The following is a 25,402-nucleotide window of genomic DNA, read 5'->3' as shown; positions in this document are numbered from 1 at the left end:
GATTTTTTTTTTTCCCTACTTGACGTCTGTGAGACCTCCCCGGGTAAGAGCGATAACTTTCCCCTCATCTATCTGCCACATTTACATCCTGGAATTCGGGCAGTATTGGACTTTGCTTTGTAGTGCAAGCTCGTCCGTCCCAGCATGCCTTCTATGTGATTTCTGTTCGTCAGACCGAGGGTTTGCCTCCGGCTTCCTTCAGATTCCGCCTCGCGGCGGACACCCTTGCCCTTGGCTAACAGTTCCTACTGCCAAGCCTGTAGCGGACTTTCACCGCCAAGTTATCGCCCATGCCGGGCGCACACGAAAAGCAGCCGGTCCTAAAGGGCCGGCTGCTTCTGTCTGTATTAAGCTATCGACGAGCGCATTACAATATTTCGATATACCCCTCTGTTCCATGCACGCGAATTCGTTGCCCGTCTTTTATCCGATTGGTGGCATTATCCACCCCAACAACTGCTGGTAAACCATATTCACGCGCGATAACTGCACCATGGGTCATCAGTCCACCTACTTCGGTGACCAGACCTTTGATGGATAAAAACAAGGGTGTCCAGCCGGGGTCAGTAAAAGCGGTAACTAATATATCTCCCTCTTCCAGATCAGCATCTTCTATGTTTAAAATGACACGCGCTCGTCCTTCTATAACTCCGTTAGAAACAGCCAGACCTACAATCGCTTCAGCCGGAACATTTTCCCGTTTGTACTCGCCTGCAAGGATTTCACCATCAGATGTGATTACACGCGGGGGAGTTAGTTTTTCAAAATATTTGTACTCGTCTTTCCGTTTGCTGATGATCTGTTTAGTCGCAAGCTTCGCTTGCTGCCCGGCCATGCCAACCGGATAATCCTGTTTATTAGTGCGTACGGCTTCGTGAAGTTCTTCAAAAGTGAGATAGTAGATATCTTCTTTTTCATTAATAACGCCTGCTTGAACGAGTTGTCCGGCTTCTTTTAGCAAAGCTTGCTTATAAATGAAGTAGCGAGTCACCAGATCGTATTTTGGATATTCGCGATAGCCGATAAAATTCCGGAGCAGCTCGATCATTCTTGTTGTTTCTTTGGCTTTTTGATCCCCATCCGGCAGTTGCTTTAATTGATCTAATAATTCTTGTTCTTTTTTTAAAGCATCCTGTCGGCCTTGCTCAAATTTACGCTTGCTTTCATTAGGCTCAAAGTTTTTGATGTTAGCAAGAATCAAGGGAACAAGTGTGATTGGTTTTTCGCTCCAACGCGTTCTGGTGATATCGATTTCTCCCGTACAACGCATACCATATTTGTCGAGATAAGCATAGATTGCGTCTCGGGTTTCCCGTCCGCCATCCAGCTCAACGAGTTCATTCCAAAAGTTGTCCTCCTTGACATGTTGCAAATAATCAATGACTTCTGGATATGGACGAATCACATCTGCGACATCCAGTAGCGCCAGTCCCATTTCCGAAGTAATATTGCCCGGTACAGATTGAGTAAGTATTTCTGCTGCGTTTTTTTCGCCTAACCACTTATTCATGTTTTCATTGATCCATGATGAAGCATCTGTAGCAGCTATAATGACACCCAAACTTAGCGGGTTAAATAAAATCCTCTTTAATTGTTGGATTTCTTCTAGAACAAAATCAAATAAATCTAATCCTGATTTCGTTGAGATATTTTGTTGTAACGCATCAATGGATGCCTGACTGCTGTTAATCAAATAAGGAACGATTGAAGGATCATATTCCGTTGGTACTTGAGGCGGCGGAGGCATCATAGCTTTATTACTTTTACTGTGAGACGGTACTGTGTGATCCTCTGGTAGCGGTTTAATAAAATCTCCCCGCTTTTTCAGGGTCCGAAGTGCGTCCTCGATGAGCGGATCTGTTTGTCCCAGAGGATTAAATCCAGCTTTATCGCTATGAGGTGAAATCAACATAGGTGTCGCATCAATAAACAGCCTTCCACCCGCCTTATGCATGGGTGCAGGAGTTGTTAACAGGAAAAAGGACAGCCCAAGTGGTTTTATAGCGTCCGTCATCATTTGAAAGTGACCGACAGATATGTACACGCGATTTCCTTGATCATTTGTTTCAGGGATCGGGTATAGCGTTGTGATTGGGCGACTCTGGACAATATAAAATGAATCATGGTCCAAACACCATTCGATATCTTGCGGGTGACCAAAATAAGCTGCGATTTGTCTACCAATACGTTCCAGCTGCACAATTTGTTGATCAGTAAGGGTTTGCTTGTTTTGCTGATCAGGATCGATCTGCACAGTCTCTGTTCCGCCTTCTTTTCGTCCATAGATAGCCAATTTTTTGGCAGCAATCCTCTTATCGACGATTTCCCCTTCCTTTACCTTATAACAATCGGCAGAAACCAAGCCGGAGACCAGAGCTTCTCCAAGTCCAAAGCTGGCATCGATTGATAACACCTTTTGGTTGCAGGTAATCGGATCAGCTGTAAATAAAACCCCTGAAGCCTGCGGGAAAACCATCTTTTGAACGATAACGGATAAATAAACCTGGCTGTGGTCAAATCCATTTTGCATACGGTAGATTACTGCGCGATCTGTAAATAAAGAAGCCCAACATTTGCTGATATGCTGCAAGATGGCATCAACACCGATGATATTTAAATAGGTATCTTGTTGACCAGCAAAAGAGGCATGCGGTAAATCTTCAGCAGTTGCACTAGAACGCACTGCATAAGCATGGTTCTCGCCAAACTTGATGAGATAGTGAGTAACGGCTTCCGCAACATCGGAAGGAATTTCTGTTTCTATAATGCTTTGCCTGATCTTCCGGCTGATTTCGCCAATTTGATCTCGATCTCTTACGTTTAGCATGGTTAGCCGATTAAGCAATTCATGATACGTTTCGTTTTGTTCGATGGCTTTTTTATAACCTTCGGTTGTAACACAAAATCCTTCCGGTACTTGTATTCCTTGGATCTTTGATAATTCCCCTAGATTTAACCCTTTTCCGCCAACTAGCAAATGCTGTGTCTTTTCGATTTCATGTAAGCTGAGAACCAACGAATTCAAATCCTTTCACTCCTAATCATTAAATTGAGAAAAAATCTTCGTTTGATATTAGTTCTTCAATACGGCGTACTTACAAATTTTATATTATCATATCATTTCATCCATTTATGTTGATTTCCGCTACATTTGTCACATCAAAAATTAGCCATTCAATAAATAACTTCAGATTCATCATCTCCGTTCATTCGCCTTTGATATCCAAAAAAATGGGAGCCCGTTGAATAACGGGCTCCCATTTTTCAGAATGTCTATTGTTTGCTCACCAGGTAATCCATCCGCCTGTCCGTTGATAATTCACGTAGAAGTTCATATCGTTCATTGTCCATCAATAGTTTCATTTGTAACCTACACTTCCCCCTACAGCCAGTCCTCCGCCAGCAGCTGCTTCAGCAGCTTCACCTGTTCCGCACCGATTTTGGCGGCAATCTCCTGCTCGATCTTTTGCTTGATCTCCAGCATTCTGCGGCACACCTCCAGTCCGCCGGCGGTCAGGGAGATGTATTTGTCACGGCTGTTTCCCTCCACCTGGACAGCTTCAACGTAGCCCTGCTCCAGCAGGGAATTGACCACTTTCTGCGCCCCCTGGCGGGATATACTGATCCTCCGGCTGATGTCCGAGATGGATAGCCTGCCGTGCAGCTCCAGCTTGGCCAGAATATGCGTCTCTGTATGATTCAGCGGATCACCGCTGTCCGCACTTACCTTTTCACGCAATACTTTATGTTTTTCACTGACCAGATCAATCAGATTTAAGCCGCGGATATATTCCTTCATCACAAAAGGCCTCCAGTTATCAGAATACTCTTTCAGTTTGAACGTTCTTCCGGATTATTGTCAACTAGGTTGACAATAATCCGGCCCACTGCTAATATGAGTGAAGCATAAAAAACCTAAAGTTAAGGGAGTTTGAACAATGGGCAGAAACAAAAAAGAAGCATTGGTATTCACCAGCATGATGTGCTTCCTTATGGTCGTGGGAATGAGCTTTTATAATGTAATCATATCAATCGGCGCAACAAGCGAAGTGTTTATTCAAGTAGCAGCAGGCTTGCTGCCGGCGCTTGCAGTCGCACTCGTGCTGGACATTTTCGTTGTCAGTAAAGTCGCCAAGGGGCTGGCATTCAAGCTGCTTAAGCCGTCCGATCCCGTGATTAAAAAAGTGTTGACCATCTCATCCTTTATGGTCTGCGGCATGGTTATCTGCATGTCCCTATATGGCACACTAGCACACTACGGTTTCGGAGACAACTTTCTCCGTCATTATCTGACCATTCTGGGCCTTAATTTCATCTGCGCCCTGCCGCTGCAGCTGCTGATTGTCGGTCCGCTCGCCCGCTTCCTATTTACAAAAATCTATCCGGTGAAGGCAGCGGTGCAAAGCGCTTAGTGCTTGCTTGATTCAGCAGAGCCTTGGGTAATAATGGATAACAAACTGCTATGAAAGGATGTTGTGCCATGCTTGCCAAAAAGGATGGTATCTCACTCTTTGCGCTAATCGTAGCCCTTATCCTTATTAATATTTTCGGCACAGAGCTTGAATCCAGAATGTGGGATAATTTCACTTTGATTGCGAACTGTTTTTTGGCTCAGGGTATATTTATTACGCTGTTGAATGTGTTTAGGGCAAGTAACAACCGTAAACCCTCCGTGGGTCTGATTTTACTGGCGCTGCTGACCGGGTTTATCACCGTTGTTCTTATTATCACAGCCGAGACAACCCTGATGAATCAGCTGCTGTTTATTTTTATCCAGGCCATGATTACCTATGCGGAAGCTTACCTGCTGCGCAAGGAGCTTAAAGGAGAGAACGGACGGCAGATCTAAAGCACCTACCGGCTTTGTTATTATTCAGATAGCCTCAACATACAGGCAGTCCCGGTGCAATGTATCTGCACCGGGACTGTTTTATTTCTATAAAGGGTTTGGCGGCAATGACTTAATATTAGCGTTTCAGAAGCCCAGCTGCCATTTCTGGTCTGCTGCACCAGCCTGCGGAGCTGTAAGGCTTACACCTGATCCGTCTGCTGAAACCGTCAGCGCCATATAATTGTGAACCGAGAGGATCGCTGCTGAACCGTCCTCATTTCTCTGGATGATCCAGCGCTGATTATCGTAACCCAGGTATGAATAGAGCTGGATTACATTCTGTCCTGTATTCAGGTCAAGAGCCTGGCCGGAGGCTGTACGGATGGAATAAGAGCCTGCTTCATCGCCGGTCGGCACAAATATCCATTTCTGGTCTGATGCTGCATCCGCCGCTTTAACCGTTACCGGTTCACCATTAACCTGGCTGCCCGTATAAAGGGATTTACGGGCCGCTTCGTTTACCAGGCTTGAAGCCTCCAGCTTCGCCGGTACAGCCCCGCTCACATTTACATTCTGATACGAAGCAGTTCCCCCGAATACATGCAGTCCAAAATGTCCGTCGGCAAAGGTACCGTCCCGCACATCCATTAGCTTCTGCCCGTCCAGGTACACTGTAATATGAGGGCCGTCCGCTTGTATCTTCAGATGGTAGATCCGGTCCGGCTGAATGAAGGCCGGCACCTTGGCCAGCACCTGCCGTTCTTCAAAGCGCCAGCCGATCTTGTAAAACAAGCGGACCGACTTCATATTCGGGTCCAGATTCAGATAATAGCCGTTGCGGCCGTCCGTACTTGCCCTGAACAGAAGAGAGCCTGCTCCCCCGGCTGTGCCAAGCTTCATGTCAGCTTCATAGGTGAAGTCCCCCGCCTGTTCTGCGGCAATATACTGGGCATCGCCGGAGTAGCTTCCGCGGATGCCGTCTTCACCCGCCAGCCACGAGGCCATGGACAGATCCTTCGTCCAGCCGCTGAGGCTGGTCCGGAATTCTCCACCAAAGACTTGCACACGGACACTTGCTGCCGCCTTTCCATTTGGGGTAGCTGCCGTAATAACCGCTGTGCCTGCTTTTACCGCCTTAATCAACGCCCCGGAATTACCGGCCTGCTGTATCGTAACAGTCCCGGGATCACTGGATGTCCACTTCAGCGGATTTACGCCGTTGCCGGGTCCATTTTCTACCGCAGCCTGCAGGGTCACACTTTGCCCTGCACTCAGCTCGCGTTCGCTGGTATCCATCATAATCCGGGCGGAGAGGCCCGGCCCGTTCCCGTTCCATACGGAAGCCAGCTTGTAAGCCTTTAACGAGACCACCTTTACATTGCCGCCCTTGGTGTAGAAGCTCATCGCCCGACTGGCCGGGTCCGGGAAAATGACATCCGAAAAAACAGCCTTCCCGCCGTTCGCAAACACCTCGACTGAGGCTTCATCCACCAGAATGCGCAGCTTGATCCTGCCGTTCTCCGCGACCGTCTGCGCCTCATGTCTGGTGCTGAACAGGCTGGAGAAATCGGTCGCTCCGGAAAGGGAACGGTCTACAAACACTGTGCCTGCAGCCGGCTTGTAACCAACAACCGTCTTTTCGCCATTCCCCTCACGCACATTAAATCCGAATTCCGACACACCGCTGCCGGCGGGAATCTCCACCTCGGCTTCCAGCTCATACGCTCCGGCAGTAATGCCCTTCAGCAGATTCTGTGAAGAAGGGGATACTGTCTTCCCGGATGCCGAATAAAGCGGGCTGCGCAGCGATTCCAGCTCTTTAACCGGGCTCTGGGTTAGCCAGAATCCGTCAGCTGTCTGGATCAGTGTAACTTCTCTCGGAACCGTCAGCTCCCCCTTCCAGCCTGTTGTCGGAAAGGCAAACGGGTAATCCCAGTTGGACATCCACGCCAGCAGCACTCTCCGTCCATCCTGCATATCCGAAAAGGACATGGACGCATAGAACTCCTTGCCAAAATCGGTTCTCAGCACTGTTCCGGGCGGATTATCATTCACGAATTTCCCCTCAGCCGTCAGATTCCCGACAAAATATTCCGCATCCGATCCGCCTGTTGCCGGATTCGCTCCTGTGCTGATCATCAGCACCCACTTCTTCTCCGAGGTTCCCTGCACCGTAAGCGGGAATAGATCGGGACATTCCCACACCCCTCCGCGGACATAGCTCCCATATCCCCAATTATCGGTTAGCGTCCAGTCGAGCAGATTGGTTGAGGTGAAAAAACGGATATGGTCTCCGCCAGATACAACCATAACCCAGCGGTTATTGGCCTCATCGCGCACTACCTTGGGGTCGCGGAAATCCCAGCCCCCGGGGTCCTCCCCGTTCTTTCCTGGATTCTCTATCACTATTGGACGTTCTTTGGAATACTCCCAGGTACGTCCCTGATCCTTGCTGTAGGCCAGACCAATCCGCTGGTTACCGTTGGGGGCATCCGGATTATAGGACGTATAGTAGGCGAGCAGCCCCTGGCCGCCTGAATCCCCGAACAAACCCGAGGCGTTATTCAGATCGGCTACGGCCGACCCGGACCAGACATGCCCGTAATCATTCCACGGGAGGGCTATCGGGAGCCGCTTCCAGCTCAGCATGTCTGTGCTGACTGCATGTGCCCAGGTACCGCCGTCCTGATGGAACAGATGATATTCTCCGTTAAAATAGACCAGCCCGTTCGGATCACTTACGGAACCGCGCATCGGGGTGTAATGGTACTGCGGCCGGTATCTTTCATTATTATAGCTGGCGGCATCCGTGACATAAGTATTCTGAAAATAGGCGGTTCCGCTGTTTACGACGAGCCCCGTACTTCCGGATACATATGAGCTGTCAGTGACATCAATAGCTGCCGGAGTATAGCCATCCACAAAAATCTGAATCCGGCTCCCCTTCGCCTGGACCTCCACCGCATGTTTTGCCCCGGCTAACCCAGGATAAGTACGGCTTGAGGCTGCAATGACCGTACCGTCCGCTTTGGTTAACCGGACACGGAGCTGATTTCCCGTCTTGACCAGAGCCGCTTCATATCCGCCCGTGCCGTCGGCAGCGGACCGGAATGCAAGGCCCGCAGTTCCATCCGCAGGAAGGGATATCTGGCCTTCATATACGAAATCGGCAGCCGGCCTGTCATAGAGCAGCAGCGCTTTGCCCTGATTGCCGGAGGAGCCTTTTTTACCGTTCAGATCCGGCTGCCAATGGCCTTTACTGGTTATTACAGTCCCGAGATTCCCCTGCAGGTCACTCACCAGGATGTTCTGGAACAATGCAGCCCCATCCCAGACGTGGAGCCCGAGCTGGCCGGAGGTATAGGTATGGTCCTCAATATCAATTACCGGCTTGTATTGATTCCCCCAGTATACCTTCAGAGAGGAGCCCTGAGCCTTCACCTTCAGATGATAAATTTCGCCCTGGGCCAGAGGAACCTGGCGTTCCTCCTGCAGGCTGCCGGCTCCATCTGCCGCATCCCTTAGACGGATCACACCGGCTTGCGGCACAATCTGTAGCATATAGGCCTGCTTCCCGTCACCGCTTGAGCGGAACAGCAGCGAGGCATCGGGCTGTCCCTCCTTGATCATCACATCCGCTTCATAGATCAGATCATCCGCGGAAGTCTGCGATAGAGCCAGCACATTTTCCTGGAGGTCCGAGGTCAGCAGAAGCCCTTCCGCTGTGTTCTCCTGTCTGCCTTTTCCGGCTGTGTACCATCCCGTCAAATTGCTGTTCAGTTTGGTAGCGGTTTCAAAAATGCTCGTCTCCCCCTCGGGTCCTTGGCCTGCTGCCGGCTCTGCCGCTTCAGCCCGGCCTGACTCAGGATGAAATGGTGTTATCCCTGCTGAAGTGAACATCATTCCCGCAGCCAGCAGAATAATCAGCCCAAATTTCGCTTTACGGTTCATCCTTCAACCTCTTTTCCTGTGTATGATAAGTTCCTTTTTTTGAGAAACAAGGCCGGCTTGCTGCATCTGCATCACTCCGGCCTTGCCTGTTGTTTATATGGATGAATAGATTGAACTAACTCTGGACTTTATCTATTGCTGCAAGACCCAGGGCCAGCGCTCCGCATAATCCGGCCTGCTGGCCGAGACCCGGAGCCACAATATACTCATCCATTTGCGTCAGAATAGCATCTGAACTGACATAACCGTTCAGATTCCGGCGCACGGCCTCACGGATCAGCGGGAACAGCTGGGACTGCTGCATTACGCCGCCGCCGAGTATGACTTTCTCCGGGGAGAGCAGCAGGACAGCCTGGGTTACGGACTCGGCAATATAGAAGGCTTCAATCTCCCATGCCTGGTGCCCGGCAGGAAGCTCATGGCCCTTCTTTCCCCATCTGGCTTCGATGGCCGGCCCTGCCGCCATTCCTTCGAGGCAGTCCCCGTGATAAGGGCATCTTCCCGGATAATGATCCTCCGGATGCCGTCTCGTCGGAACATGCCCGCCCTCAGGGTGGACAAGACCGTGTACCAGCCGGCCTTCCGTATACACGCCGACACCGATCCCCGTACCCACGGTGATGTACAGGCAGCTGGACAGTCCCTGTGCCGCCCCCCATTTCACCTCACCATAGGCTGCAGCATTAACATCGGTATCCCAGCCCAGCGGAACCGGAAAAGCATGCTTCAAGGTCCCGAGCAGATCATAATGTGCCCATCCCGGCTTGGGTGTGGTCGTGATATAACCATAGGCCGGGCTATCCGGGCGGATATCTATCGGGCCAAAGGACCCGATCCCGATGGCTTCTGCCCCTTTATCCCGGAAATAATCAATCACTTGGGGCATCGTCTGATCCGGATGACCGGTCGGAAAGCTGATCTGATCCTCAATCCGTCCGTGCTCATCCCCGATGCCGCAGATGAATTTCGTTCCGCCTGCTTCTATAGCTCCTATACGCATGTAGGCTGCACCTCCCGCTTACTTCCTGCCGCCGGCTGCAGCAGAGGAGTCCAGCTCATAAAGTTCCAGCGACAGGAATACCTGCCCTTCCTGGTCTGCAAAGGCAGCCAGACCGGCGGAATCAGACCCGGGGAAAATAAGATCCGTAATAACCGCCTGACCGCCGCCCGCGAATACCTCCACCGAGGAACGGTCAACATAAATCGTCAAATCATAGACTTCAGCCGGTGCCGCAAGCTTCGCAGAATGAACCCCCGCGAACAGACTGTGGAAATCTGCCTTCCCGGAAGCGCTGCGGTCTACGTACAATTCTTCCGTCTGCGCATTAATCCCGGCAACGGTATGCTCCCCCGCACCTGCTTTTAAACGGAAGCCGGCAGACGTACCGCGCGGAAGCTTCGCCTCTATGAGGTAGGCGTCCAGTTCAAGCCCTGCGCAGGTCGCATTAATTTCTTGCACCGAAGCATTCTTAAGGGACAGGACCGGGATGCGCGCTGCTTCCAGCTCTTTGGCAGGCTTCTGGATGAGCGTCTCTTCCCCGTTTCTCGTTTCCAGTGAAAGCTCACGGGGAATCGTCATCGCTCCGCGGAAGCCTTCTGTCGGTGTCTGCGGAGCATACATCCAGTTGCTCATCCAGCCGATAAACAGGCGTCTCCCGTCTTCCTCGGGAAGATCGGACCAGCTGACCCCGGCATAATTATCCCTTCCATAATCGATCCAGCGGATGCGCTGCGAGGCTTCGTCAGGCGTGAATACGGCCCCGTCGAAGCTGCCTGTGAAATACTGTGTTCTGGAGCCTTCCTCAAAGGCCGGATCAGCGCCGATGCTCACAAGCATCACCCATTTAACATTATCCTCGTCTCCATCAACCGGCAGCGGGAAAAGATCCGGGCACTCCCACACTCCATCATGCGAGCCGATCCCGGCACCGAATTCGCTGGCAAAGGTCCAGTGAATCAGGTCAGGCGAGTAGTACAGGCATACCGTCTGGCCGCAGGCCACGATCATCACCCACCGGCTGGCATCAGCATCCCAGAACACCTTGGGATCACGGAAATCAATGAAGCTGTCATGGGTCAGCACCGGATTCCCGGCATATTTGATCCAGGTTCTGCCGTTATCCTTGCTGTAAGCAATGCTCTGATACTGAACGGCGGGCTGTCCTTCCGGCATGTTCAGGTGATGGGTAAAGATCGCTACAAGACCTGGCTTATCCCCGAAAAAGCCCGTCGTATTTTTCCAGTCCACAACTGCGCTTCCCGAGAAAATCATACCCAGTTCATCCGGCACCAGCGCTACCGGCAGCTCCTCCCAGTTGATCAGGTCCCTGCTGACGGCGTGGCCCCAGTGCATCTCCCCCATACTCATACCGTCCGGGTGATGCTGGAAGAACAAGTGGTATTCTCCCTCGAAGTATACGAGCCCGTTCGGATCGTTCATCCAATTCTTCTGGGGCGAAAAGTGATAGGCACCCCGGTAGTTTTGTTCTGTTATTGCTGACATATATGATTTCTCCTTTTCTCCCGGATAGATTGAACCGGGAATTTAGAGAAAAGGTCTTTTCTCAAGATTCCCGTTCAATCTTTATTTTTATTTTACTTCCCCGTTGCTCTGTCGTAGCCGCCCTGCTTGATCTCCAGCCATTCCTGCAGGCCGAGGCGGTCCAGCTCCTTGAGATAGTCATTCCACTCGGCATCAATTTTGCCGTTCTGGTACCATTCGGTGCGCATTCTGAGCACATAGGCGAACAGGTCGGTTTCGATGGTCGTCAGCCGGTCCAGCTCGTCAATGGAATGGAATACGCTCGGCATGACGTTCTCCGCCTTCATTTTCGGAGCCATGATGTTCTTGACGATATCCATTCTGCCCTTGGCATCATCCGGCATGGTGGTGTACTTGCCGTAATAAGAATCCAGAATCGCCAGCGGTCCGCCGATGCTTGTTTTCTCACGGAGCTCCACCGGAGCGGTGCCTTCCAGCGGCAGATGCTTCAGCATCCCTGCGGCTTCATCAAATTCAAAGATGTTCTGCTGGGTATCATCCCCGTAGGTTCCCCAGTTGTTCTGGACAGACTGGATCGGATCATACAGCTGATCGACCCATTTCGCCGTAGTTTCCAGGTTTTTGTTGGCACTGGTGACGACCATCTTTCCGCGGCCCAGTCCCAGGGCGTTCGTCCGGGTTACGTTGACTTCACCGTCCGGTCCGGCCAGCGGCGGCATCACCTCGTAGGCATCGTTCGCACCGGAAATATTCGCCTTATCCCAGGAGAAATACAGGCCGTACTTCTGATCCTTCCCCTTGGCCAGATAAGTGCTCCAGTCCTGGGTGTAGGCTTCGATATCAATCAGTTTTTCTTTGTACAGCTCATTAATAAATTTCACAGCTGCTTTATAGCCTTCTTCGGCAGCGGTAAAGACCACTTTGCCGTCATTGCTGACCACCGCATGGTCGGGGTTCTCGCCGAGCCCGAATGATCCGAACAGGAACACCAGATCCTCCGCACCAGGCTTATTAATGAAGGAAAGCGGAATTTCATCGGCCTGGCCGTTGCCGTTCGGGTCCTGGGTCTTGAAGGCAATCAGCACCTGCTTCAATTCTTCGGTAGTCGTTGGCATATCGAGGCCCAGATTTTTTAGCCATTCCACATTGATCCATGGCATACTATCCACCGCCTGGATTCTTTCCTTGCCGTTCCCCAGCTCTTCGATCCAGGGGAAAGCATAGATATTGCCGTCAGGCGCTGTGATCATGCTTTTGTACTCTGGAGCTTCCTCCAGCACCTTTTTAAAGTTGGGCATATTCTGCTCGATCAGATCATTCAGCGGAATGATGGTGCCGTCCTTGGCCAGCTTCAGCAGCTCATAGTCACTGTAATCCGCGTTAAAAATGGCATCCGGAAGATCGCCGCTGGCTACGGCCAGATTTCTTTTTTCTACAAATACATCATTCGTGAAGTTCTTCCAGTTGATATGCACATTTGTTTTCTCTTCGAGCCGTTTATTGATCAGCTTGTCGTTCGGATCGGCCGGGGCCAGTGCAGAGCTTTGCGTAATGAAGTTTAAGGTAACCTTGCCGCTTGGGTCCTGCTGTTCACTGGCCGCACTGCCTCCCCCGCCACCGCTGCTGCAGGCAGCAAGGAACATGAAGGAAGCTAGGACAGAGGCTGATGCTGCTTTTGACAAACCTTTTGTACGTGTTGAGCTTTTCATCGGATATGACCTCCAAAGTAAAAATGAATGAAAAGAACTTATCTATGTGCAGCCTGCTTCCTATTTAATGGAGCCGACCATGACACCTTTTTCAAAATATTTCTGGAAGAACGGATACATAATGATCAGCGGCAGGCTGGAAATCACGATTGCAGCGTATTTGATGATTTCTGACAGACGCTTCATTTCCGCCGCAGCCAACTGGTCACTGATCATGCCCGGATCCACCTGGTTCTGGATCAGGATTGAGCGCAGCACGAGCTGCAGCGGGTGTAGAGCGGGATTATCGAGATAGATCATGGCGTCGAAGTACGAATTCCACTGGCCGACAAAGGCATACAGCGCCAGCACGAAAATGATCGGCTTGGAGAGCGGCAATACGATGCTGAAGAAAATCCTCATCTCCGAGGCCCCGTCCACATTGGACGCCTCCTTCAGCTCCTTCGGCACCCCTTTGAAGAAGGTTCTGGACAAAATAATATTCCATACATTGACCGCTCCGGGGATAATGACGGCCCAGACCGTATTCAGCAGCCCCAGATTTTTGACCAGAAGATAAGTCGGGACAAGGCCGCCGCCGAAGAACATCGTGAACAGGAACAGCGTCATAAACAAGCCCTTCCCCTTCAAGCGGTCATCCGATAAGGCATACCCGGCACATACTGAAACCGTAACGGTCAGCAGCGCAAAGGCGGAGGCATAAAAAACAGCGTTTGCAAATCCTCGCAGCATTGCCGGATTGGTAAGGATCATCTTATAGCCTTCAACAGACCAGTCGGAAATCTTAAATGAAATCCCCCGGCTCAACAGGACCGAAGGGTCCATGAAGGAGGCGATCACTACATAGATTAGCGGAAGAATGACCACCAGCACGGCCAGCGTCAAAAAGGCGGCGTTCAGCGCGAGCATCAGGCGGTCCAGCCGGGAATGTTTTACGAACATGAATGGTTGCTCCTTTCCTAGTAAAGGCCTTCGCCCTCATTCAGCTTCTTCACTGTAAAGTTCACAGTAATCAGCAGAATGACGTTGATAACCGAGTTGAACAGCCCCACTGCAGCTGAGTACGCATAGTCGCCCGACTGCAGGCCGATTTTGTACACATAGGTTGGAATAATCTCGGAGGTCGGGAGGTTCGTGGCCGTCTGCATCAGATAAGCCTTCTCAAAGCCGATAGACATGATGCCGCCTGCGGCAAGAATAAAGACAATCGCCATAATCGGTCTGATGGTCGGCAGGTCAATATGCCGGATTCTTTGCAGCAGGTTGGCACCGTCCAGGTTGGCCGCGTTATGCAGCTCTGGGTCCACATTTGCCAGCGCCGCCACATAGATAATGGAAGCCCAGCCCGCCCCGGTCCAGATGTCGGACAGGATATAGATCCAGCGGAAATACTCCGGACGGGACATGAACATCACCGGCTCGCCGTTAATCCAGCTGAACAGCTGGTTAACCGGCCCTGTCGGGGACAGGAAGATGAACAGCATCCCTACAACCACCACTACCGAGATAAAGTTAGGGGCATAGAGGAAAAGCTGGATGTTCTTTTTGACCCCGGCACGTCGGACCTGATTTAGCATCAGGGCGAGCAGAATCGGCACAGGAAAGCTCAGAAGCAGGCCGAAAAAACTCAATTTAAGCGTATTCATAAAAATGACCTCGAAGTTTGGGGAGGACAGGAATTTCTCAAAGTTGTAGAGTCCCACCCATTCACTGCCCAGAATCCCTTTGATCGGGCTGAAATCCTTAAAGGCGATAACCGCACCATACATAGGACCGTATTTAAAAATCAGGGTCAGGATCAGCGCCGGTGCGAGCATGAGATACAGGAAATAATGCTTTTTCAAATATTCCGGCAAGGAGCTCCTCCTCACCGCTGTCACGCGCCGGGGATCCGCTTCTATTGAATTATGCAATGCCTTTACCTCCATTCATGTACATGGTTTTATAGTTCAAAGCTCCGGGGACACTGTTGAAAGGCTTACATTTTTCAGTGCAAATGCCCTCTGGTTCCTTTACAATTTATCAAATGAAAAACCATCAGTCAATACATTTTGTAAAAATAAATTTGTTCATTTGACTACTATTTTGTTCTTAATTGCCCTGTTTCTTTTGACAAAAATCAAGAAAAGCTGATTATTTTTATAAAAATTCCGCTTTCAACGCCGAAAAATGGTATGAAGACAGACTAAATCAAAATACGGTATATGCCTTTCTGTTCATTTTGTAAACTAATTTGTGCATTTGTAAAAATTTATTTGCTATTTTGCGAAAACTATTATACATTTAATGGAGTAGACGAAAAGAAACATGAATATAGAGGTGAACTTACATATATGGCACGGGGAAAAGTAACGATCCAGGATATCGCCGATGCGCTGGGCATCTCCAGAAATACGGCCTCCAAAGCCTTGAACGGCACAGAGGGCCTGCCCGAAGAAACCAGAAACAAGGTTATCAAGAAGGCGATTGAGTTAAAGTATAAGCAGTTTTCATTGATCGAGCCGGAGAATGTCCTGCCAAAGAGCTCCCGGAATATTGCGCTGTTAACGGAAAATCTGCCTAATACCTCCCACTTCGGCTCAACCCTGATCAGCGGCCTGGAAAAGCACATCAGTGCGGAGGGCTACAATTTGTCCATTCACATCATACGGGAAATCGAGCAGAAGTCTCTGACGCTCCCTAACAATTTTGACGTGGATAATGTAGACGGTATCATTTGTATCGAGCTGTTCAATCTGGAATACAGCAGGCTGATCACTGGCCTCGGGGTTCCGACGATCTTCATCGACTGCTCCGCCCATGTCTGCTACCCTGAATTCCAGGCCGATATTCTGCTGATGGAGAACGAGCACAGCACTTATCATCTTACCAAAAAGCTAATTGATGGCGGTTACACAACCCTCGGTTTTATCGGCGATTACAATCATTGCATGAGCTTTAATGAACGGTGGGCAGGCTTCAACCGTGCCCTTACGGCGGCGGGAATTCCTCTTCAGGCGGAGCACTGTATCCTGGATGATGACCGTCTGTTCTTCGCAACACCTGAATGGGCAGCCGGGAAATTACAAGCCATGCCAAAGCTTCCCTCGGCTTTTATCTGTGCCAATGACTACATCGCCGTTAACATGATGAAGACCCTTAAGCAGTCGGGCTACTCCATCCCCGGTGACATTGCTGTCTGCGGCTTCGATGACGGTCCGGAGGCGTGCATCATCGAGCCTCATCTGACCACGGTCCATATTTACAGCAGTGAAATGGGAATCAAGGCTGCCGAAATGCTGCTCTCCAGGATCGAAAGTCCGCAGCAGCCCTATCAGGTCACCCATATCAGCACCAGACCGGTTATTAGAGAGTCGACGCCGGAATTCAAGCAATAAATCGGCCTAATACCGCCCAACCCGCCGCTCCTCCAGCTTCTTCCCGGCCTGCTTGTAGACGAGATACGTCATCTCCGTCAGATTGATCAGCCCAAGCGCCCGTTCATCCGGTACGGAGTATGTATTCGAGCCCAGATCGCAATTCATTCTGGCTCCGTCCCAATAGATCCGCTCTACCGGAGTATGCCCGTGTATGACGGGCTTTCCCCCTGTTAATGCAAGCAGCTCCGCCCGCGGCTGATGATAGAAATCATGCTCATTCATCCACAGGATATCCCGGTCCTGCTGCTCCAGCGGCTGACCGGGATTCAATCCGGCATGGGTATATACATATTCGCCGTCCTCATAATACAAAGGCAAAGAACAGGCCCACATCATATGCTCCTGCCTGACCCCTTCATCGGGAAATCTGGCAGCGAAGCTTTTCAGCGTCTCACGCCCACCGTGACTGAGCCACAGCTTGTCCCCCTGCACCAGATAATCAGCCATCATTTCCTCGTGATTGCCAATCACGGCATGGACATTGTCCGGGTACTGCTCCATCAGATGTTTAATCAGCTTAACAACCCCGGCTGAGTCCGCTCCCCGGTTGATCATATCGCCCCCGAACACCAGCTGATCCCGGCCGAGCTGCACCTCCGCTTTTTTTAACAGCAGCTTCAGTCCCTCCAGGTCCCCATGAATATCGGTCATGAAAAATTTCCGCATCCTATTCTCCTCCGTCCTTTTTACCGCACAACTGTATATTTCTTAATCATACCAAGCCGGCCGCCTGGCAGACAGCGCAACCTTTACCATTTTGCAACTACTTTGCCTGACGGTTGGGATATACTAGCCACAGATACCGCAAAGGAGATTATATCTTTATGAATAAATCAGTTTTAGGCCTCGGGGCCATTCTATTATTAACTTTTATTACATCAGGCTGCGGCGCGCCCAAGGCCCCCAGTGATCTGCTACGCGCCCCTTCCCAGGGCAATGCCGACGGAACCATTACCAGCATCGTAAAATCCTTTCTTCCGGCAGGCGCCCATCTGACTGTCCCCGTCCATTCCGAGTCGGGAAGCGCGATTCAGCTGCAGGATCTGGATAAGGACGGCAAGAATGAAATTCTCGCCTTCTACAAAACGGACAAAACCGATTTTGAAGTCAACACCCTTGTCCTGTCGCAGTCCAGCGGCGAATGGAACAAGCTGACTGCCATTACCGGTGTCGGCAGCGAGCTGGATTACGTGCAGTTCGTTGACGTCACAGCAGACGGGCAGCTGGATGTGCTGCTGGGCTTCAGCGGCGGCAAAGGCCTCAGCAAAGAGCTGGCGGTCTATAGTCTAAAGGACGGCGCCATGTCCGAGATTCTCAAGCAGCCTTATGATCATTTGGCGGTAGGCGATCTAACCGGCAGCGGGCAAAGTGATGTCGCCATGTTCCAGACTACCTTTACCACCGATATGCAGCCAAGTGCACGGCTGCAGTTATTCCGGCTGGCGGGCGGGCAGCAGCAGAGCCTGTCCGACCAGGCTTTTGACGGAGCCATCATCCAGGCCCAGTTCGCCAAGGCGGCTCCGGACACCAGCGCTCTGTTCGTAGATGTGGCAATCGGCGCACATTCTTCCTATACCTCCCTTCTGACTTGGGAAAATGACCAATTTATTGATATACTTGCAGCAGATGATTATCATCACGGGGAGCTTGCGGACAGCCGGGATATTACGCTCACGCCCCTGAATTCCCAAGCTGACAGCAAGCTTGGCGAGAGCAATATGGCGATCAAGGATTATCCGCTGTACAGCACAGATGTGAATGGCGACGGCATAGTGGAAATCGGCTTCCTGGTGCCTCCTGCAGGCACGGAGAGCATGGCCCCATTGGCTACTCCGTTCATTACCAAGTATTATCAATGGGACGGACAGTCCGGCCTGAAATTTACGGCAGAGCAGTTCGACAGATGGGACTTCAACTTCCATATTCCGCAGAGCTGGAAGGGTAAATATGCGCTTGACATTGCAGAGGAATCTCCCGAGCCCTGGAAGAGCATCCGGTTCAGCTACAAGGGAGCCGGCTCAGATTCCCAGGCACCGCTGCTTGAGCTGCGGCTGCTGACCAGGCAGGAATGGCAAAGCGCAGAAGCGAAGCTGAAGGCGGATAACAGCATTTATACCGTGCTATATGAGCTGCAAAATACAGAGGATGCTGCGGCCCCCACCGTGCTTGTGGCTGTGCTGCCTCCGGCAGATGCAGCCGGCAAGCTGAGCGGCACCGGGCTGCAGGAGTATAACCGGCTCAAGCTGCCGCTGGAGGAGGTCCGGCGGCTGGCCGGCACACCGCAGCCGCCGATGTACTGACTAGGAGGTCGCCTATGAAAGTGCTGGTACTGGAAGACGAGAAGCCGATCCGCGATTTTTTACAGGTGAATCTAAGGCGGGCCGGGTTCGAGGTTACCGAAGCCGCTACGGGCGAAGCGGCGCTTGCCGCCGCACGGGAGCAGCGGGATTTCGATATCGCCATTCTCGATCTGATGCTTCCCGGAATCAGCGGATTTGAGGTATGCGCCTTGCTGCGCAGGGACTTCCCCCGGCTCGGCATCATCATGCTGACCGCCAAAAATCAGGAAATTGATAAGGTGATGGGCCTAGATTCAGGGGCTGACGATTATGTAATCAAGCCCTTCAGCCCGGTTGAGCTGCTGGCCAGAGTCCGTTCGCTGTACCGGCGCATGTATCCCGGGGAAGCGGTGCTGCAGGAAAACAGCATCCAGCTGGCCCCTTTTACCCTGATGCCCGATGAACGGAAGCTGCTGAAGGACGGGGTGGAAATTGCGCTCACCCCCACTGAGTTTTCTATTGTTAAGCTGCTGATGGAGCAGCCCAATAAGGCGGTTAACCGCGATGACATACTGACCTCGGTCTGGGGGCAGTATTTTATGGGGGAGCTCAAAATCGTAGATGTCAATATTAGCCGGATCCGCCAAAAAATCGGCCAGGATGCCACAGGGCCGCAATATCTGGAAACGGTGTGGGGATTCGGATATTTATGGAGGGTACAACATTGCTGAGAGGGATCAGGGCACGGCTCATTACCTATATAACGCTTGTCCTGCTCCTGATCGTCCTGCTGCTGGAAGGAGTGTTTATTGTAGCTGTCCACTATTATTACCTGGGCAGTGCAATGGAGACCCTGTCTTCACGGGCCACGACCTCCGCTACCTTTTTCAACAAGTACCTGGAGGGCTATTCGATCAATGAGCGGGCAAGATACATTCTGGAGAACCTCTCAACGGAAGAGAGCAGCAAGGTCGAAGTTCTTAACACTGAAGGGAACGTCATTATCAACTCGTTCGGCTTCTCCAGCTCGGAGAGAATTGATACACCGGATGTGAGGACTGCACTGAGCAGCGGCAAGGGGATTTACCAGAGTCTTACCCCGGTGGGCGGGGAACGGATTATGGCTGTCTCTGTTCCGATCAAGGAGGCCGGTGCCAATATCGGTGTGCTGCGGTATTCCGTATCGGCAGAGCCGCTGTACGATGTCATCGTCACGATTGTGCTGAACGCGGTGTGGGTCGGGCTGCTCGTCATCCTGTTCGGCTTTGTGCTCAGCCTGATTATTGCCAAACGGATTGTCGGGCCGATTCAGCAGCTGACCTCGGTTGCCAAAGAGATGGCGACGGGAAATTTCTCGGCAAAGGCGGAGAAGCAGCATAACGACGAGATCGGAACGCTTGCCGTTACGCTCAATTATATGTCCGAGGAAATTCTCAAGAGTGAAAAAATCAAATACGACTTCATCTCATCCGTCACGCATGAGCTGCGCACTCCCCTGACCTCCATCAAAGGCTGGGGCGAGACGCTGCTTATGGGTGATTTGTCCGATAAAAAAGAGACCCTGCAGGGTCTCGAGGTGATGACCGGCGAAACGGACCGGCTGATCGGACTGGTTGAGGATCTGCTGGATTTCTCCAAGTTCCAGGCCGGGGAGATTACGGTTGATCTGCAGCCGTATGATCTCAGGGGGCTGCTGGAGGACCTGCTGCTGCAGTTCCGGTACCGCGGCCAGACGAAGCAGATCCGGCTCTATGCCGATATTCCCGACCAGCCGCTGCCGGTCAACGGGGACATGGGCCGGCTGAAGCAGGTGTTTGTCAATCTGCTGGACAATGCCTTCAAGTTCACTCCGGCCGAGGGTGCAGTAAGCATTACCGCCGCTGTGCAGGAGGAGCTGATCATTGTTACGGTAACGGACACCGGAGAAGGCATTGAAGCGGCTGACCTGGAGAAGCTCGGCACCAAATTCTTCAAGGGCCGCTCACGCCAGTCCGGCAGCGGTCTGGGGCTGGCCATCTGCAAGGAAATCATCGGGCTGCACGGCGGCCGGATCAAGATAGAGAGTGAGTTCACGGTTGGAACCTCAGTGATCGTTGAGCTGCCGAGATATATTATGGAGTAGCCCACCCATGATGCTCTGCTCTTAAACGGAAAAAAGCCGGGATCTCCCGGCTTTTTTTCGTTTAACCTCTGATTCAAACAGGCCGCTCAATCTCAAAAATTTCCCCGATCCCGGCATAATGATTACCGGCCAGGCGGCTGACTGCCCCCAGCTTGAGCGGATCAATTCTGCCCTGCTCATAGATGTCTTCGGCAATATGATACCGGACGACTCTGCCGATCAGCAGCTCGAAGCCCGGGAATTCTACCGTACGCTCCAGCACGCATTCCATTCTTACCTTCGCTTCCTTAACTCCAGGCACGGAGACCACCGAGCTTGGCACAGGCGTGAGTCCGGCGAGTGAAACCTCGCTCTGATCCGGTGCAAGGGGAGCTGCGGTCATATTGACCTGCTCCACATTGTCCCGGTCCACAATATGCACGACAAATTCCTGACGTTCCATGATGTTCCGCGCCGTATCCTTCGGCTTGCCTGCCGCATGCTGGATGGATAAGGAGATCATCGGCGGATTCGACGATACGATATTGAAATAGCTGAAGGGGGCACCGTTCAGCACCCCATCCTGGGATAACGTCGTCACAAAAGCAATCGGCCGCGGAATGATGCTGCCTACAAGCAGCTTGTAATTATCCCTCTCCGTATTGTCTGCCGGGTCTATATTCAGCACAACGCTCATCCCTCTCGTAAATAAATTTAGTCGAGCTCTCTGATCTGGAACGGCAGCAGAACCTGCTCAATCTGTGCTCTGTGCGGCTCATACTGGGCAGGCAGCTTCAGCTCCGTACCCATGGTTTCAGGCGTTTCATCGTGGGCAAAACCCGGAGGATCTGTAGCAATCTCAAACAGAATTTCCCCATGCTCCCTGAAATAAATCGCGTTAAAATAATTCCGGTCCTGCACAGGCGTCACGCCATATCCGTGATCATGCACATAGCTCTGCCAATCCAGCTGATCCTGGTCATCCTTTGCTCTCCAGGCGATATGATGCACTGTGCCGACACCCATTTCACCGCGCTGTACAGCGGTCATTTTGAGATCAATGACATTGCCGAGGTCAGCCGCAGAATGATAGCGTGCGATATCATTTTCCCGGCCGATAAAGGTAAGACCCAGCACCTGCTCCAGCAGTTCAGCCGTTGCTTCCGGATCAGTGGACAGCAGGGTGGCCCCGCCGAAGCCTTTGATTGCAACATCAGGTGTAACGCCTCCGAAGGTCCAGCTATTCTGCTCCCCGGCTTCCCGCTCCACCAGCTCCAGATGCAGCCCGTGCGGATCATCGAATTCAAGCACCTGCTCCCCGAACCGTTCCAGCTCCGTAAAAGCAACCTTGAACTTTGCCAGTCTCTCTTTCCAGAAGCTCATCGCCCCGACCGGGATAATGTAAGTTGTTACACCCACCTGTCCGCCGCCGATTTTACCTTTGTATGCTCCAGGCCAAGGGAAGAAAGTAATGATTGTCCCCGGCTTCCCGCCGTCATTGCCGAAGTAGAAATGATACGTGCCCGGATCATCAAAGTTGACGGTCTGCTTAACCAGACGCAAGCCCAGCACTCCCGCATAAAAATCCATGTTCTCCTGGGGATGACCGACAATCGCTGTAATATGGTGAATCCCCATTGTTTGCTTTGCTGCTACATTAGTCATTATAACCGACTCCTTTTAGGATAGTGTGATTTCAGAGGTTCATTTTCATACGATATTATGATTTAAAGAATCTTTACTTTAAGATATTATGCCGGAATATTATCTTTAAGTTAAGATAATTCCTTGATCTCAATTTACTCTCTTTTTATCTTAAAGTCAAGACTTTTTCTTGAAATTTATAATACCAAAAAATCGCCTGCTCAGCGCCAGCCGGAAAGCCCGAGTACAGCATATTATCCGCCCCGCCGATAACAAAACCATAACGGGCATAGAAGCGGCATGCGGCCGCATTGACATCCTGCGTTTCCAGCATCAGGCCGGCAAGCTTGTGCTGCTGCGCCCACTCCACGCCCCGGTCCATAAGCCGGGTCCCGATTCCCTGCTGCCTCCGGCTGCCGGCTACGCCGATCTCTTCGACCATCGCATATCCGTTCCAGTTGGTACGCAGCCTGATCCGCCCGGAACAATCAGCACCGTCATAATATAAAAATACGGCCTTACCGTCTTCTTCAATATATGCTGCATCAAGCTCCTCATCTGCATAACGCTTCATATAAGGTTCTGCCAGCGTCTCTTCTGTATACGTCCATTCACCGCTTTCATACCTTAGAAGAATCCGTCCTGTAACGGGAAATTCTTCGTTCGGCTTGTTGTAGTCCTCCATGGTTGCATGCGTCATTTTAACAATCAACTTCTCAGCGCCCCGTTCCCTTTAATGTATCTATATTATATTCCTCCCGGGTTGCCGGTCTCCTGCTTCCTTCTCAATGTCCTTCTTTGATATGATTCATGATTCCTTTTTTCTTGAGCCAGCCGATGAGCATGGCATCAATAAGACCGGTGAAGCATTTCCTTAATTTTGCCATCAGTATCGTCTCCTCTTTGCTAATTCATTCTCTATGCCCTAGCTTAAAGAACAGGCAGCCTGCCGCCATCGTCAAAAGGGGCGGAGCCTGACTGCCCTTTCGGGCAGCCCGCCGGGCGCGCAAAAAGAGGCCCCGCCATGCGGAACCCCCTCCCTTATTGCCTGCTTTATTTCTTTTGTCCTCCCTGGTAGACGGTTTCATCCTGACGTATCTCCCGGCCCTGAGCCCTGGCCTGCACGAGCAGCTCGGCTCCGTCATCCAGCGGCTTGTATCCGATCAGCTCCTCCAGGTAAGCGATATCATAATAGTTATCGCTGTTGGCGGACGTGCCGTACAGGTTCAGATACTGCATTTCTTCCTTCGCCTCAATGCAGCAGATAACCAGCTGAAGCATATCCCGTTCGGAAATCCAGATATGGCCCGCACGCTCCGAATGAGGCCGGTCATCCCCCGGAAAGTTGCCGATGCGGATGTTGAAGGAGGAAATCTTGCCCTGATCGGCATATAGCCGGCCGAGCAGCTCAATATAGCATTTGCTCAGGCCATAGAAGCTGTCCGGACGGTAAGGGTCAGACGGGTCAACCTGCTCGTCCGTCTTATAGAACCCGGTCGCATGATTGGAGCTGGCGAAGATGATCCGTTTTACGCCGCTCTGCACTGCAGCCTCAAACAGCTTGTAAGCTCCGGCCACATTCCCCCGCAGTACCTTGCCGAGGAAATCCTCCTCATCCTTGATCCAGGCAAAATGGAGCACCGTATCAACATTCTGCGTCAGCTCCGCCATTCGCGCATCGTCAGCAATATCCATCTGAACGATCCCCTGTTCAGCATTCTCTTCAATATCAGCTCCAATAACGTCATACCGGCCGTCTTCCCTGAGTCCCTGATAAATAGTATAGCCTATCCTGCCCGATGCCCCTGTAACAAGCAGTTTTCGTTTCACGGTGAACCAGCTCCCTTCCTGCCGTTCCTGGATAGTTGCGCTGTTAGTTATTACCCGCAGGAACGGAAAATTATACAAATCAACGGGTTCTCAAGTATGCAGGAGCCCGCGTTCAAGCGCCGTTGCCACCGTTGATCCGGTACAAAAAAGCCATACTCTATCCTATCGTGTCCGGCAGACGGCGTACTGTACAAAAGGGCTGCCCTTTCGGGCATAACCGGCCTGAGTATTCTTCCCGCGTCAAAACGGGTACAAAAGAATATTCATTACTTTCGCGGCAATCCGGGAAGTATAATAATGATAATCTTCACAAAAGAAAGGGAACTGCCAAGTGCTAACTTACCTGCTTCTATTCCTTCTCGGACTTGCTGCCGGCATTTCCGGCTCGCTGGTCGGGCTTGGCGGCGGATTTATCGTCGTGCCTGCATTAGCCTTTATGTATCCGGATATGCCAACAGCCCATTTGGCCGGGACTTCAATGGCCATGCTGCTGTTCAATTCCATTTCCAGCACTTACGTATACGCCAGGCAAAAAAGAATTGATTATCAGGCAGCGCTCTGGTTCGCGGCCGCCTCCATTCCGGGTTCGGTAATCGGTGCACTGTTCTCTGAACAGGTGGAGGGCAGAGCCTTTTTTGTCAGCTTCGGCATTTTTCTGATTCTGATTGCGCTGCTGCTTCTGTTCAAGCCCAAAAAGCCCCTGACCCTGCCGTTTCAGCCAACGGTCAAGCGGAGCTTTACGGATGCCGGAGGCAGCCGGTTTGAGTATGCTTATCATATGCCTACCGGCGTTATAATCAGCTTTTTTGTCGGGTTCCTGGCCAGCCTGTTTGGCGTAGGTGGCGGCAGCCTGATGGTGCCGACAATGACGCTGCTGCTCGGCTTCTCCACGCATATTGCCGTCGCCACCTCGATGCTGCAGATCTTTCTGTCGGCGATCGTCAGCACCTCTACACATGCCTATCTGCACAATATCGAGTGGATTATGGTGCTGTGCCTGGCACCCGGCGCCATTATCGGCGGCCAGCTCGGCGCCCGGCTTGCCAAACGCCTGCCGGCCAAGCTGCTGCTGAGGCTGCTGTCGGTCTTCCTGATTATTGTAGCTGCCCGGCTCATAATGAAATAATATTCGGCC

20 protein-coding genes are annotated in these 25,402 nt (G+C 51.6%); 7 read left to right on the top strand and 13 right to left on the bottom strand.

From position 1 onward, the window contains the following. Positions 1 to 367 precede the first annotated feature (367 nt). The gene (gene ppsA, locus BLR64_RS26615; protein WP_090719315.1) at positions 368 to 3,025 is read right to left on the bottom strand and encodes a phosphoenolpyruvate synthase; all 2,658 of its coding nucleotides are present in this window, start codon (positions 3,023 to 3,025) and stop codon (positions 368 to 370) included. A gap of 357 nt (positions 3,026 to 3,382) precedes the next feature. After that, a complete protein-coding gene (locus BLR64_RS26610; protein ID WP_090719313.1) occupies positions 3,383 to 3,799 on the bottom strand; it encodes a MarR family winged helix-turn-helix transcriptional regulator in 417 nt (138 codons plus the stop codon). Between the two features lie 139 nt (positions 3,800 to 3,938). Here BLR64_RS26610 and BLR64_RS26605 point away from each other — a divergent pair, with 139 nt between their 5' ends. Together BLR64_RS26605 and BLR64_RS26600 are read left to right on the top strand one after the other, a co-directional pair. Continuing rightward, a complete protein-coding gene (locus tag BLR64_RS26605; protein ID WP_090719311.1) occupies positions 3,939 to 4,412 on the top strand; it encodes a DUF2798 domain-containing protein in 474 nt (157 codons plus the stop codon). Between the two features lie 68 nt (positions 4,413 to 4,480). Next, entirely contained in the window at positions 4,481 to 4,849 is a 369-nt protein-coding gene (locus BLR64_RS26600; protein WP_090719309.1) for a hypothetical protein, read from the top strand. A gap of 126 nt (positions 4,850 to 4,975) precedes the next feature. Here the strand turns inward: BLR64_RS26600 and BLR64_RS26595 are convergent, their stop codons facing one another. The 6 genes from BLR64_RS26595 to BLR64_RS26570 form a co-directional block, all read right to left on the bottom strand. Continuing rightward, entirely contained in the window at positions 4,976 to 8,782 is a 3,807-nt protein-coding gene (locus tag BLR64_RS26595) for a GH32 C-terminal domain-containing protein (protein WP_090719307.1), read from the bottom strand. 115 nt (positions 8,783 to 8,897) lie between these two features. Further along, positions 8,898 to 9,782 (bottom strand): ROK family protein, encoded by an 885-nt coding sequence (locus tag BLR64_RS26590; protein WP_090719305.1) that lies wholly within the window; start codon positions 9,780 to 9,782, stop codon positions 8,898 to 8,900. An 18-nt stretch (positions 9,783 to 9,800) separates the two neighbouring features. After that, entirely contained in the window at positions 9,801 to 11,285 is a 1,485-nt protein-coding gene (locus BLR64_RS26585; RefSeq protein WP_090719303.1) for a glycoside hydrolase family 32 protein, read from the bottom strand. A 92-nt stretch (positions 11,286 to 11,377) separates the two neighbouring features. Beyond that, the gene (locus BLR64_RS26580) at positions 11,378 to 12,928 is read right to left on the bottom strand and encodes an ABC transporter substrate-binding protein (protein WP_415841205.1); all 1,551 of its coding nucleotides are present in this window, start codon (positions 12,926 to 12,928) and stop codon (positions 11,378 to 11,380) included. A 126-nt stretch (positions 12,929 to 13,054) separates the two neighbouring features. Further along, positions 13,055 to 13,936, bottom strand: coding sequence for a carbohydrate ABC transporter permease (locus BLR64_RS26575; protein WP_090719299.1), 882 nt, complete (start codon positions 13,934 to 13,936; stop codon positions 13,055 to 13,057). A gap of 17 nt (positions 13,937 to 13,953) precedes the next feature. Further along, positions 13,954 to 14,811, bottom strand: a complete 858-nt coding sequence (locus tag BLR64_RS26570; RefSeq protein WP_244157859.1) for an ABC transporter permease — start codon at positions 14,809 to 14,811, stop codon at positions 13,954 to 13,956. 516 nt (positions 14,812 to 15,327) lie between these two features. Here BLR64_RS26570 and BLR64_RS26565 point away from each other — a divergent pair. Next, positions 15,328 to 16,371 carry a LacI family DNA-binding transcriptional regulator gene (locus BLR64_RS26565; protein ID WP_090719296.1) on the top strand — a complete coding sequence of 348 codons (1,044 nt, stop codon included), beginning with the start codon at positions 15,328 to 15,330 and terminating at the stop codon, positions 16,369 to 16,371. Positions 16,372 to 16,377: 6 nt separating this feature from the next. Here BLR64_RS26565 and BLR64_RS26560 read toward each other — a convergent pair whose 3' ends face one another. Continuing rightward, entirely contained in the window at positions 16,378 to 17,079 is a 702-nt protein-coding gene (locus BLR64_RS26560) for a metallophosphoesterase family protein (protein ID WP_090719294.1), read from the bottom strand. A gap of 158 nt (positions 17,080 to 17,237) precedes the next feature. On the opposite strand from BLR64_RS26560, the gene BLR64_RS26555 reads away from it, so the two are divergent. Genes BLR64_RS26555 through BLR64_RS26545 form a run of 3 tightly spaced genes read left to right on the top strand, consistent with a single transcriptional unit; the run spans position 17,238 to position 20,814 of the window. Continuing rightward, complete coding sequence (locus BLR64_RS26555) at positions 17,238 to 18,713, top strand: FG-GAP repeat domain-containing protein (protein WP_090719292.1); 1,476 nt, start codon at positions 17,238 to 17,240, stop codon at positions 18,711 to 18,713. Between the two features lie 14 nt (positions 18,714 to 18,727). Next, positions 18,728 to 19,423 (top strand): response regulator transcription factor, encoded by a 696-nt coding sequence (locus BLR64_RS26550; RefSeq protein ID WP_090719291.1) that lies wholly within the window; start codon positions 18,728 to 18,730, stop codon positions 19,421 to 19,423. Then, complete coding sequence (locus BLR64_RS26545; RefSeq protein ID WP_341833403.1) at positions 19,417 to 20,814, top strand: sensor histidine kinase; 1,398 nt, start codon at positions 19,417 to 19,419, stop codon at positions 20,812 to 20,814. The genes BLR64_RS26550 and BLR64_RS26545 overlap by 7 nt, the downstream gene beginning before the upstream one ends. A gap of 73 nt (positions 20,815 to 20,887) precedes the next feature. On the opposite strand, the gene BLR64_RS26540 is transcribed toward BLR64_RS26545, so the two are convergent. From BLR64_RS26540 to BLR64_RS26525, 4 genes are all read right to left on the bottom strand, one after another. Next, on the bottom strand, positions 20,888 to 21,481 hold the full coding sequence (locus BLR64_RS26540; protein ID WP_090719324.1) for a flavin reductase family protein: 594 nt from the start codon (positions 21,479 to 21,481) through the stop codon (positions 20,888 to 20,890). 26 nt (positions 21,482 to 21,507) lie between these two features. After that, positions 21,508 to 22,458, bottom strand: a complete 951-nt coding sequence (locus tag BLR64_RS26535) for a ring-cleaving dioxygenase (RefSeq protein WP_090719287.1) — start codon at positions 22,456 to 22,458, stop codon at positions 21,508 to 21,510. A 145-nt stretch (positions 22,459 to 22,603) separates the two neighbouring features. Further along, complete coding sequence (locus tag BLR64_RS26530) at positions 22,604 to 23,149, bottom strand: GNAT family N-acetyltransferase (RefSeq protein ID WP_090719285.1); 546 nt, start codon at positions 23,147 to 23,149, stop codon at positions 22,604 to 22,606. A gap of 341 nt (positions 23,150 to 23,490) precedes the next feature. Further along, positions 23,491 to 24,267: an NAD-dependent epimerase/dehydratase family protein gene (locus tag BLR64_RS26525; protein WP_090719321.1), complete on the bottom strand. Its 777-nt coding sequence runs from the start codon at positions 24,265 to 24,267 to the stop codon at positions 23,491 to 23,493. A 331-nt stretch (positions 24,268 to 24,598) separates the two neighbouring features. Here BLR64_RS26525 and BLR64_RS26520 point away from each other — a divergent pair, with 331 nt between their 5' ends. After that, positions 24,599 to 25,393, top strand: coding sequence for a sulfite exporter TauE/SafE family protein (locus BLR64_RS26520; RefSeq protein ID WP_090719283.1), 795 nt, complete (start codon positions 24,599 to 24,601; stop codon positions 25,391 to 25,393). The last annotated feature ends 9 nt before the right edge of the window (positions 25,394 to 25,402 follow it).

Source organism: Paenibacillus typhae (assembly GCF_900099765.1).
In the GTDB taxonomy this organism is placed as follows: domain Bacteria; phylum Bacillota; class Bacilli; order Paenibacillales; family Paenibacillaceae; genus Paenibacillus_AQ; species Paenibacillus_AQ typhae.
This window is presented reverse-complemented; position numbering and strand designations above follow the sequence as displayed.